We start from the raw sequence: 11,856 nt of genomic DNA, 5'->3' as shown, positions 1-11,856 counted from the left end.
TTTATATGTTTAACAATCTTAAAATAATCTCGCAAACATACCATTCTTAAGAATATATTCCGCCGTTTATATTGATAATTTCTCCTGTAATATAGCTTGCTTTTTTAGAAATCAAAAAGCTTACCAAATCTGCTACTTCTTCTGCTTCCCCAAAACGATTTACCGGAATTAATTTTAATAATTCTTTTTCGTCCAGTTGGCTCGTCATATCGGTTCTAATAAAGCCCGGAGCAACAGCATTTACAGTAATATTTCTTTTGGCAACTTCTTGCGCTAGGGCCTTAGTTGCTGCTACGATCGCACCTTTTGCCGCAGAATAATTGGCTTGTCCTGCAGTTCCTTTTACTCCAGAAACAGAAACTATATTTACGATTCGGCCATATTTATTGCGTAACATTTTTTGAATAAAAAATTGCGTAACATTAAAGAAACCGTTAACACTTGTGTTCATAACGCCGTTCCAGTCTTCTGGTGTCATCCACATAAAAAGGCCATCTTTGGTAATTCCGGCATTGTTTACAATGGCTTCAACCAATTTTTCAGGATTGGCTTCCTGCCAAGCAGTTAAAACATTTTGTACTTCTTCAAAATTAGAAACGTCAAATCCTAAGATTTCGCCTGTTGCACCTAATTTTTGTACTTCTTGCAATGTTTCTTCGGCAGCCGTTTTATTCGAATGATAGTTAATCAGAATATGATAATCGGATTCTACGGCTAGTTTTTTACAAATCGCACTTCCAATTCCTCTTGAACCGCCTGTTACTAATACACATTTCATTTAATGTTGGTTTTATTTTTATTCGTCATAAATGAAACCGCGTTATAGAATGCGATTTCATTTATGCAAATTTCTAATTTATTTGGAGATAAATATTATTTCTTTTTTTTCGCTGCTGGTTTTTTAGCTATTGGTTTAGTTTCTTCTTTTGGTTTTTCGGCTGGAGCTGCAGCAGGCTGAGGTTTTTCTGCACTTTTAGAAAACAGTTCCGCATTTTCAAACCATTGGTTGGCCAAAACTGTTCCGTCAGGTTTAAGAAATCCCCATTTCCCTTCGTTTTTTACTCTGGCTACACCACCAATAAATCCTTTGTCTTGTTGTGTAAACATGGCAATAATAGCATTTGTAGTGATCCCATATTGAGTTGGAATTACCAGTTTTCCAGATTCATTAATGAATCCCCAGTTGCTTTCTTTTACTGGTGCTAAACCGTTTGTGCTGAAAACTTCGGCATCGTTGTAAGTTGGTTCGATTACAAATTTCCCCTGTGGGTTAATGAATCCCCATTTTTTTCCAACTAAAACAGGAGCAAGGTTTTTTGAGAACGCTTTTCCTTTATCATAAATAGGAAGAATTACCCAATTTCCTTTTAAATCGATATATCCAATTTTTCCGTTTTTCTTAGCGTAAGTCAAATCTTGAGTTTCAAAATCCCAGATTTTTTCAGCTCCGTCAACCGGGATAAATTTTCCGCCGCTTACCAATCCGAAAGTTTTGTCTTTCCTTGCCCAAGTTGTGCCTTTAAAATAGTTTCCAACTTCGGCATAAATAGGTTCAACCAATTCTTTTCCGTTAGTGTCAATAATTCCCCAGTTTTTGTTTAATTCAACTCTGGCGTATCCATTTTCAAATGGTTTGATCTGGTCGTATTTTGGTTCTAAAACCACTCCCATTTTATTGTTGATTAGCCCAACTTTATTATTTTGTCTGATAAAAGCAACGCCGTCATTAAAATCAAATAATTTTTCTGAGGCAGGTGCTTTTTGAATTTCTCCTTTTGTATTAATGTAAACCCAGTCTTTGTCTTTTTGTACAACTGCAATTCCGCTGTTAAAATCTTTAGCATCTTTAAAATCGGCTGGAATTACCCAGCTTCCTTTTGCATCGATAAATCCCCATTTTCCGCCATTTTCTACAGCTGCTAAACCTTCAGAAAAACTTCTGGCAGATTTATATTGAGGCTCTATTTTAAAAGATCCGTCTTTAGACAGATATCCAATTTTAGCATTTTTCTTAACTAATGCTAATTCTTGGCTATTAACAAATTGAATGCAGGATAGCAATAAAAAAACAAGTGACTTTTTCATGGTTTTAAGATTCAATATTAATACTGTAAATTAAAGATTTTTAACTGTTTTAAACCTTTGGATGAAATTACAAATTAACCAAGATTTAATTTAACACATAGAAACATAGTTTTTCTTTGTCAATAAAAGGCGTTTCACTTTTTTGAAATAAACATAGCGATATGTGAAAACTAGTTTTTTCTTTTACCTTTTTTCTTTTATTTAAAACTAAAATCTATTGTTTCTATGTGTTTAAAAATAATTATAACCAGCAGTTAACTGTTGATCAAATAATCTTTTACTTTTTGAACAAAAGGATACATTACTTGATCTTCTTTAAATTCTGGAATTATATTTCTGATATCGTCGTACCATTTTTTAGTCGTAGACGAGATTTGATCTTTTTGTTTCAAATAATCAATTGCCTGAACAATAGTGATTAATTCGATTGCTAAAACTTCAAAAGAATTTTCGATAACTTTTGATGTAATTACTGCCGCATTGGTTCCCATACTCACAATGTCTTGGTTGTCATTGTTGTTTGGAATACTGTGCACATACATTGGGTTAGATAATGTTTGGCATTCTGCAGTGGTTGAAGTGGCAACGAACTGAACACCCTGCATTCCGAAATTAAAACCTAATGTTCCTAAGTTTACGAATGGAGGAAGAATTTCGTTGATTTTAGAATTCAATAAATAATTCAATTGGCGTTCTGCCAACATCGTTAATTTCGTAATAACGATTTTCAGTTTATCCATTTCAAGCGAAATGTAATCTCCGTGGAAATTTCCGCCGTGGTAAACGTGTTTGTTTTTCACGTCGATGATTGGATTATCGTTTGCCGAGTTAAATTCGTCTTCCAAAATAGAAGCGACATTATTAATAGTTTCTAAAACTGGCCCAAGAATTTGAGGAACGCATCTTAATGAATAATATTCCTGAACTTTTTCTTTGAAGATTTCTTCGGTGTTTTCGCCAGAATATAAATGGTCTTCTCTTTTACGGATCAAAGTACTGTCAGAAAGATTTTGTCTCATTCTTTCAGCAACTTCCTGCTGTCCTTTATGACGTTTGGTTTGGTTTAATTCTTCTGAGAAATGATCATCGTAAGCTTGAACTAATTCGTTAATTGCACAAGAAGCTTTTAACGACCAGTCTAATAATTTTTTTGCATAATGAACATTTACTACTCCAATTCCTGTCATTACAGAAGTTCCGTTGATTAACGCCAGACCTTCTCTAATTTCTACTTGAATGGGTTTTAAACCTTCAATTTCGAAAACCTCTGCTGTTGCGCGTCTTTCACCTTTATAAAAAACTTCGCCTTCGCCAATTAAAACCAAAGCTAAGTGTGATAATTGCACTAAATCTCCGCTGGCACCAACACCACCATGTTCAAAAATTAAAGGCGTAATATCTCTATTGATTAATTCTGCCATTAAATGAATTACAGAAGAATGAACGCCTGAGTTCCCTAAAGAAAGTGTATTTAACCTTGCCAAAATTGCTGCTTTTGCGCACTCAGCGTTTAAAGGTTTTCCAGTTCCAGAAGAATGGCTTCTGATTAAATTATATTGCAATTGAATTTGGTCTGACTCCTTAATTCTGTATTGAGCCATTGGACCAAATCCTGTATTTACTCCGTAGATTACTTTATTTCCTGAGAATTCTTTTAAGAAATTAAAACTTTCGTTTACTCGATTTAAGACCACATCGCTTATGGCAACTTTGTTTTTTCCAAAGATTATGGCTTCAAATTCTGCTAAACTTAGATATTCATTTATTGTATTCATCAAATCGATTTTGGTTGCGCTAATTTAATTTTATTTATCAAAATAAATGTAGTTATTTTGATGATGGCAAATGTAGGCTAATTAATGATAATAATTCTAATATGACAAAGGAGTTTGTTGATGTTTTAGTGATTGGTGCGGGACCGTCTGGATGTGTTTCGGCATCGTACCTTTTTAAAAACAACGTAAAGGTTAAAGTTGTAGAAAAAACAAAGTTTCCAAGACTTGTAGTAGGCGAGAGTCTTATTCCGCGTGTAATGGACCATTTTGCTGAAGCAGAATTGTTTGACGCCCTAGATGGGATGAACTTCGAAAAAAAATTAGGAGCTCGTTTTATCAGAGGAGAAGAAATATGCAATTTTGATTTCAGCGTAAAATTTGGCGAAGGATGGGACTGGACTTGGCAGGTTCCAAGAGCTGATTTTGACAATACAATGGCTCAGGAAATTATAAGAAAAGGAATTGATTTAGAATTTGAAACAGAAGTTCTGGAAGTTTCTTTTGAAGGGAAAAATTCAAAAACTATTGTAAAAGATAAGGATGGAAATTTAAAAGAAATTCACGCTAAATTTATCATCGATTCGAGCGGATACGGACGAGTATTGCCAAGGCTTTTAGATTTGGATACGCCTTCAAAATTAGATCCGCATTCTTCTATTTTTACCCATGTTAAAGATATTAATAGAGAAGAAGGGGTAGAGGGAACTCAAATTTCGTTTGATATTCTGGAAACCGAAGTTTGGCTTTGGGTAATTCCATTTTCTAACGGAAATACAAGTTTGGGTGTTGTCGGGCCAACAGATTTCATCAATTCGCTTTCTGAAAATAAAGATAATGCTGAGGCTTTACGAAATGCCATTCAGAAATCAGATTATTATATTAAAAGATTTGCTGGAACAGAATTTTTGTTTGAACCGGTTAAATTAGAAAACTACTCAAGAGCTGTAAAAAGAATGTATGGTGACGGTTTTGCCTTAACAGGGAACAGTTCTGAATTCTTAGATCCGGTTTTCTCTTCTGGAGTTGCTTTTGCAACCGAATCCGGAATGCTAGCAGCAAAATTATATTTGAAAGAATCACAAGGAATTCCTGTTGATTGGGAAGTTGAATTTACACAATACATGAAACGCGGAATTGCTGTTTTCACCACTTACGTGCAAGAATGGTATACAGGAAATCTGCAGACATTATTCTTCCATCAGCCAGAAAATCCAGAAGTTAAAGAAAAAATATGTGCCGTTTTAGCTGGTTATGTGTGGAACGAAGAAAATTCGTTTGTCAAAAAACATGATCACGTAATTGCCAATATGGCGTATTTGCTAAATATGCAAAAAGAACAAAGCTCTGAATAATCAGAGCTTTTTTTTTATTTATATGCTTTTTTCACTATAAGTTTTGACAGTGTTTTTGCTGTTTTTGCGAATCCTTCACCAATTCGGGTTTCATTATTAAAATTGCTTCCCCATTGGTCTCCTGGAGCTTCTTCACTGTTAATTTCTAACAATACATTTGATTTGTTAGCCGTTTCAACAAACTTCAAATTGGTTGTTACTTTTGCTGGCTGCTTCATAATTCCTGCGTCCCAGCCTGGATAGATCCAAACAGCCTGTACAATTAAAGTATAAGGGGTATTTATTCCTTCTTGAAAATTTAAGTCTTTCTTTTCTTTAGTCAAAACAATGTTTGCAATTTCCAAAAATTTTGGAGTCCATATTTGATCTTTTGCCACAATCCATCTTTTTTCCCAAAGATTCCCGTTTCCTTTTGCTTTTTCGTCTAAATCAGCTTTGTGTTCTTTTACATATTGCGCCTCAGATTTTTTCTCTTTCATCATAGTAAAATTACTATAATCAAATATGGTATTGATTTCTTTCTGATCTTTTAAAAAGTCAAAATTTCCTTGAACAATATTAATGTCTTGGGCAAACATAGCTCCTGAAATAAGGAAACATGCAATAATTAGTTTTTTCATTTTTTTGGTTAATTAGGTTTGATTTTTATGCGACTAAAATAATCAAAAGGATGAATATATAATTTATTTTATATTAAAGTTTTAATCTCATTTTGCTTCAAAACAAAAAAGGATTCCAAAGTTGAAATCCTTTTTTTATCATTTGAAGAAAGTTAGAAGTTATAATCCAAAAATCTTATCCATTACAACCCATTTTTGTCCTGGTTTTGCCCATGGTAGAGCTTGCTGAAATTTCCACATTAAAGTTTCCCATTCCTGAACTTTTTCGTTTGCAGCATCAGCCTGATCTTTCTTTTCGAAAGTAAAATCGGCATCAGCCTCGATAATCATAAACAATCGGTTTCCAGTACAGTAAATATCTAGAACTTCAATTCCAGAATCTTGAATGCTTTTCTTGATTTCTGGCCAGACATTTTCATGCAGTTCTTTGTATTCTGCAATTAAATTGGCATCATCTTTTAGGTCTAAAGCCAGATAGAATTTTTGAGTTGCCATAATCTAAATTTATCCTTGGTAAGCTACAGCAGTTTGTTTGCTTGTACCTAAACCTTCAATTCCTAATTCGATTACGTCACCTGCTTTAATGTAAATTGGATCTGGTTTGATTCCTAATCCAACCCCTGGAGGCGTTCCTGTACTAATTACATCGCCAGGAAGCAATGTCATAAATTGACTTAAATAATGTACTAAAAATGGAATTTTAAAAATCAAGTTTGAAGTGTTACTGTTTTGGAATGTTTTTCCGTTTACAGTAAGCCACATTTTTAGGTTATTAACATCGCCAACTTCATCTGGAGTTGCCATAATTGGCCCAAGAGGAGCAAAGGTATCAGAACCTTTTCCTTTTGCCCATTGCCCGCCACGCTCAATTTGGAATGCTCTTTCGCTATAATCATTTAAAAGGCAATATCCTGCAATATAATTAGGTGCATCTTCTTCAGAAACGTAGCTTGCTTTTTTACCTACAACAAATGCCAATTCCACTTCCCAGTCTGTTTTTTCGCTGTTTTTCGGGATGATCAAATTATCATTTGGTCCGCATAAAGAAGTGGTTGATTTGAAGAAAATAATTGGCTCTTCTGGAATTGCAGCTCCAGTTTCTTCGCAGTGATCTACATAATTTAATCCGATGCAGATAATTTTTGACGGACGTGCCACAGGAGATCCTAAACGAACTGAATCGCTCACTTCTGGTAAAGAAGGATTATTTTTTAAGGCTTCTCCTAATTTTGCTAAACCGTCGTTTTCAAAAAAAGCTTCGTTGTAATCTGTTACAATAGACGAAACATCGTATCTTTTATCATTTATTAAAACTCCTGGTTTTTCTTTTCCTTCTTCTCCGAATCTAATAAGTTTCATAATCTTTTATTTTTTAGTAATGTTTTTTTTAGCCACGAATTCACGAATTATAAAAATTACAATTCGTGAAATTCTTAGCTTAATTTTTTAAGTAGATTTCACAGATTTTTTTTAATCATTTTAATTCGTGAATTCGTGGCTATTTCCTTTTTTTAGTTGTTTAATTTGATAAATCCACCATCAATTGGGTAGTCAGAACCTGTGATGAAAGACGATTCGTCACTGCATAAGAATAAGGCTAAAGTGGCGATTTCTTCTGGTTTTCCCATACGGCCGATTGGCTGTGATTGAGATAATTTTTCGAAAATTTCTTCTTCTTTTCCAGGATAATTTTTAGCAATAAATCCATCTACGAATGGCGTGTGCACTCTCGCAGGAGAAATAGAATTACATCTGATTTTATCGTGTAAATAATCTTTAGCAACTGATAAAGTCATCGCCATAACAGCACCTTTTGCAGTAGAATAAGCAAAACGATCTGGAATACCAACCCAGCTTGCAATAGAGGCTAAATTTAAAATTACACCTCCGCCAGAATTTCTTAGTGCCGGAATCGAAGCGTGAAGACAGTTGTAAACACCTTTTACGTTTACATTCATGATACGGTCAAAATCAGATTCAGAAGTTGTGTCTACTTTTCCAACGTGTGCGATTCCAGCATTGTTTACCAGAATATGAATATTTCCGATTTTCTCAAAAGTTGATTTAACTTGTTCGTGATTTGAAACGTCGCAAGCGTGCGCAAAAACAGTTCCTCCAGCAGATTTGATTTCTTCAACCGTTTCTTTTGCGCTTTCTTCCGTCAATTCTAAAATGTGAACTTCAGCTCCTTGTTTAGCAAATAAGAAAGAAATCGCTCTTCCAATTCCGCTTCCTCCGCCTGTGATAATTGCTTTTTTATTTTGTAATGAAAACATTTATATAATTTTTTTAAGTTATTTTAATTGAGTCTTTTACAAAGATACGCCGCGTTTCCACGGAATAAAATCGTCTTGGTTTAATTGAACCGCTTTCGGAATAATTTCGCCGCTTGCCGCTTTGATGCAGTATTCTAAAATTTCCTCGCCCATTTTTTCAATAGATTTTTCACCACTGATGATTGGTCCGCAGTCAATATCGATAATATCTTTCATTCTTGTTGCCAAAACTGAGTTCGTTGCCACTTTAATTACAGGACAAACTGGATTTCCTGTCGGTGTTCCCAATCCCGTTGTAAACAAAATTAAAGTTGCTCCAGAAGCTGCTTTTCCAGTTGTCGCTTCTACGTCATTTCCTGGCGTGCAAACCAAACTTAGACCAGGTTTTGTAACCAATTCAGTATAATCTAAAACATCAACTACAGGAGAAGTTCCGCCTTTTTTGGCTGCTCCAGCACTTTTGATGGCATCCGTAATTAATCCGTCTTTGATATTTCCTGGTGACGGATTCATATGAAACCCTGAACCCACTTTATGTGCCAGTTCATCATAAGATTCCATTAAATTGATGAATTTTCTAGCTTTATCTTCGGTAACACATCTGTCGATTAAATTCTGCTCTGCACCGCATAATTCTGGGAATTCTGCCAAAAGAATTTTTCCGCCTAAAGCTACGACTAAATCTGAAGTGTAGCCCACAGCAGGATTTGCAGAAACACCACTGAAACCATCGCTTCCGCCACATTTTACGCCAATGCATAAATCGCTTAAAGGCGCTTCGGTTCTTTCGTATTGGTTAATTTCGATTAAACCTTCAAAAGTTTTTTTGATGGCATTGGTAATCAAAATTTCTTCGCTTTCTGTCTGTTGCTGTTCAAAAATAAATAATGGTTTATCGAAATCTGGGTTTTGTTTTTTGACATCATTTACAAAATCCTGAACTTGCAAATGCTGGCATCCTAAACTCAAAAGTGTGATTCCGCCAACGTTCGGGTGGTTTGCATAAGAAGCCAATAAAGCGCTCAAAGTAGAAGCATCCTGACGCGTTCCGCCACAGCCGCCTTGGTGATTTAAGAATTTGATTCCGTCTACATTTTCAAAAACACGTTTGTTTTTTGGAGTTGGATTCAATTCAATATGGATATCGTTAATGTCATTTCCGTTCAAATAACTTTCCAGCAGTTCATGCGTAAATTGATTGTATTTATCCGTTACAGCATAACCTAATTGTTTGTGTAAGGCTTCTTTAATAACATCCAAATTTCTGTTTTCACAAAAAACAGTTGGGATAAAAAGCCAGTAATTGGCCGTTCCAACGCGTCCGTCTTTTCTTTTGTAACCTTTAAAAGTTCTATTTTCGAATTTTGAAACATCAGGAGCATTCCATTCGTATGAAGCATTTCTGTAAGCGTAAGGATCTGCGGCGTGTTTTAAGTTCTCGGTCGTCATTAAACTTCCTTTTGCCACATCATTTTGCACTTTTCCAACCAAAACGCCATACATGTTTACTTCTTCTCCTTGCTTCATGTCCTGCATGTAGAATTTATGTTTGGCTTTGATGAGGTCTTGCAAAACGTAAGTTTCGTTTTCAAAATGAATCGAATCGCCTTTTTGAAGATCGGTTAAGGCAACCAATACATTATCATCTGGATGCAGTTTTACAACCAGTTTTTTTGTGTTATTCTCAGACATTGTGTTGTTGTTTTTTTTCTTTTTTTGATGTCACTGCTTTCATTTTATAACATTTTAATCTTCTGATTTTGTATAGAATTCCGGCAGTTAACGAAAAATAAAATTAGCCTTTTTACCTATTTATTAATAGTCTAATATTATCCGTATCTAATCTTTAATTATCTTTGCAGTATGAAGCTGGAACAAACCAAAATAGCGTCTTATCTCAACACAAAAGTTTCGGTACTCAATCGCATTGAACCGTTTTTTCAGGCGCCGTTTCATTCGCATCCGGAATTGGAATTGGTTTACGTGAAAGAGAGTTATGGAAAACGTATTATCGGAAATTCGGTAATGCCGTTTGAGCCTGGTGATATGGTTTTTTTAGGTTCTGATATTCCGCATGTTTGGCTGAATGATGAGAAATATTATCAGGGAATTGAGGATTTAAGAGCCAATTCGATTGTCGTATATTTTCATAAAGATATTTTCGGACCAACTTTTTATGAATTAAAAGAAACCCAAAAAATCAACGAACTTTTTGTTCAGGCGGGAAAAGGAATTTCGATTATCGGAAAAACCAATAGACAGATTGCTAAAAAACTGGAGAAATTAGTTTCAAAAAAAGACTTCGAAGTTATTATCGGACTTTTTGAGATTTTGTCTATTCTTTCGGAAAGTCAGGATAAGATTTACATCAACGACGAAATTTATTCGTTAATGCAGAAAGATTCGAAAGTAGATCGTCTTTCAGAGGTTTTTCAATATGTCAATAAGAATTATAAAAAGAATATTTCCTTAGAAGAAATTGCCGCTGTCGCGAATATGACGCGGACTTCTTTCTGCAGAATGTTTAGAGTAAAAACCAAGAAAAATTTTGTGGATTATCTGCACGAAATCCGAATTTCAAATGCCTGTAAATTATTGTTGGAAACTGACAAAAGTATGTCTGAGATTGCATACGCATGTGGATATAAAACAGCTTCAAACTTCAATAAACTCTTCAAAAAGGTTAAAGGAATTACGCCTTCGGATTTTAAGAATAGTGCTATATAATTTTGCTCAATCCTTAAAAAAAATAGCCACGAATTCACGAATTATGATTTATAAAAATTCGTGAATTCGTGGCGAAAAAAATTGCGAAAAAACTAAATAGATCTATCTAAATGTGTGTAACCGCCATCAACATAAATAATCTGTCCAGTGGTGTGGCTTGATTTTTCTGAAAGAAGGAAAACCACCATATTGGCGATTTCTTCAGCTGTTGTCATTCTGTTTTCTAACGGAATATTTTTGGTAATTGCAGCTAGTTTTTCTTCTTTATTTTCAAAAGTATTAATCCACGTTTCGTAAAGTGGTGTGTAACATTCTGCTACAATTACGGCATTTACGCGGATGCGGTATTTCAATAATTCAACAGCCCATTCTCTAGTTAACGCATTTCTTCCACCGTTTGAAGCGGCATAAGCTGAGGTTCCACCTTGCCCGGTTTCGGCAGTTTTAGAACCGATGTTCACAATGGCGCCTTTTGATTCTTTCAAATACGGAAGAGCATGCTGTGCCATTAAATAATAGTGCACTAAATTTTTGTGAAGCGAAGCAGCGAAATCTTCATAATTTCCGTTTTCTAATCCAACACCGTCATTAACTCCGGCATTGTTTACCAATCCGTCAATACGACCAAATTTTGCGATTACAGCTTCAACGGCTTTTTTGCAGTCTTCTGGTTTTGTTAAATCGGCAGCAACTTGATGCGCTTCCTTTCCGATGGCTTTTAATTCTTCTACGGCTTTGATGTTATCATTTTCGTTACGTCCAACGATAAACGGAATTGCATTTTCTTCGGCTAAAACCTTAACGATTCCTAAACCGATTCCTTTTGCTCCTCCCGTAACGATAATGATTTTTTGGGTTAATGATAACTGCATGATTTTATTTTATTATAATTTATTGCTAACATTTTTAAACACATAGAAACATAGTTTTAATTTGCCTAAAAAGGCATTTCATTTTTTTTAAAGCACATAGCTATGTGTTCAAATCTAGATTTGTTTTTTGCTCTTTCTTATGGGCTAAA

The 11,856-nt window shown here is 34.8% G+C and carries 11 protein-coding genes; 2 read left to right on the top strand and 9 right to left on the bottom strand.

The window, feature by feature from the left end:
• Nucleotides 1-46: 46 nt before the first annotated feature.
• The 3 genes from fabG to BLP44_RS02605 form a co-directional block, all read right to left on the bottom strand.
• Nucleotides 47-778 carry a flexirubin biosynthesis SDR family reductase FlxB gene (gene fabG, locus BLP44_RS02615; RefSeq protein ID WP_091128989.1) on the bottom strand — a complete coding sequence of 244 codons (732 nt, stop codon included), beginning with the start codon at nt 776-778 and terminating at the stop codon, nt 47-49.
• 95 nt (nt 779-873) lie between these two features.
• Nucleotides 874-2,085 carry a WG repeat-containing protein gene (locus tag BLP44_RS02610; protein ID WP_091128985.1) on the bottom strand — a complete coding sequence of 404 codons (1,212 nt, stop codon included), beginning with the start codon at nt 2,083-2,085 and terminating at the stop codon, nt 874-876.
• Between the two features lie 254 nt (nt 2,086-2,339).
• Complete coding sequence (locus tag BLP44_RS02605) at nt 2,340-3,860, bottom strand: flexirubin biosynthesis tyrosine ammonia-lyase FlxA (RefSeq protein WP_008465911.1); 1,521 nt, start codon at nt 3,858-3,860, stop codon at nt 2,340-2,342.
• A gap of 101 nt (nt 3,861-3,961) precedes the next feature.
• Here BLP44_RS02605 and BLP44_RS02600 point away from each other — a divergent pair, with 101 nt between their 5' ends.
• Complete coding sequence (locus BLP44_RS02600) at nt 3,962-5,212, top strand: NAD(P)/FAD-dependent oxidoreductase (protein ID WP_091128981.1); 1,251 nt, start codon at nt 3,962-3,964, stop codon at nt 5,210-5,212.
• 14 nt (nt 5,213-5,226) lie between these two features.
• On the opposite strand, the gene BLP44_RS02595 is transcribed toward BLP44_RS02600, so the two are convergent.
• From BLP44_RS02595 to BLP44_RS02575, 5 genes are all read right to left on the bottom strand, one after another.
• Entirely contained in the window at nt 5,227-5,832 is a 606-nt protein-coding gene (locus BLP44_RS02595) for a hypothetical protein (protein ID WP_008465914.1), read from the bottom strand.
• 159 nt (nt 5,833-5,991) lie between these two features.
• Nucleotides 5,992-6,327 carry an L-rhamnose mutarotase gene (locus BLP44_RS02590; RefSeq protein WP_066033130.1) on the bottom strand — a complete coding sequence of 112 codons (336 nt, stop codon included), beginning with the start codon at nt 6,325-6,327 and terminating at the stop codon, nt 5,992-5,994.
• Nucleotides 6,328-6,336: 9 nt separating this feature from the next.
• A complete protein-coding gene (locus BLP44_RS02585; protein WP_008465917.1) occupies nt 6,337-7,191 on the bottom strand; it encodes a fumarylacetoacetate hydrolase family protein in 855 nt (284 codons plus the stop codon).
• 152 nt (nt 7,192-7,343) lie between these two features.
• Nucleotides 7,344-8,108 (bottom strand): SDR family NAD(P)-dependent oxidoreductase, encoded by a 765-nt coding sequence (locus BLP44_RS02580; protein ID WP_091128978.1) that lies wholly within the window; start codon nt 8,106-8,108, stop codon nt 7,344-7,346.
• 36 nt (nt 8,109-8,144) lie between these two features.
• Nucleotides 8,145-9,800 carry a UxaA family hydrolase gene (locus BLP44_RS02575; RefSeq protein WP_091128975.1) on the bottom strand — a complete coding sequence of 552 codons (1,656 nt, stop codon included), beginning with the start codon at nt 9,798-9,800 and terminating at the stop codon, nt 8,145-8,147.
• A gap of 171 nt (nt 9,801-9,971) precedes the next feature.
• Between BLP44_RS02575 and BLP44_RS02570 the strand changes: the two genes are divergently transcribed.
• Complete coding sequence (locus tag BLP44_RS02570; protein WP_091128972.1) at nt 9,972-10,835, top strand: AraC family transcriptional regulator; 864 nt, start codon at nt 9,972-9,974, stop codon at nt 10,833-10,835.
• 92 nt (nt 10,836-10,927) lie between these two features.
• Here the strand turns inward: BLP44_RS02570 and BLP44_RS02565 are convergent, their stop codons facing one another.
• Nucleotides 10,928-11,707 carry an SDR family oxidoreductase gene (locus BLP44_RS02565; protein ID WP_008465924.1) on the bottom strand — a complete coding sequence of 260 codons (780 nt, stop codon included), beginning with the start codon at nt 11,705-11,707 and terminating at the stop codon, nt 10,928-10,930.
• Nucleotides 11,708-11,856 lie beyond the last annotated feature (149 nt).

The sequence above is a fragment of the Flavobacterium anhuiense genome (assembly GCF_900101855.1).
Lineage (GTDB): Bacteria > Bacteroidota > Bacteroidia > Flavobacteriales > Flavobacteriaceae > Flavobacterium > Flavobacterium anhuiense.
Note: the sequence above shows the minus strand (reverse complement) of the source record. Positions and strands in the feature narration are given on the sequence as shown.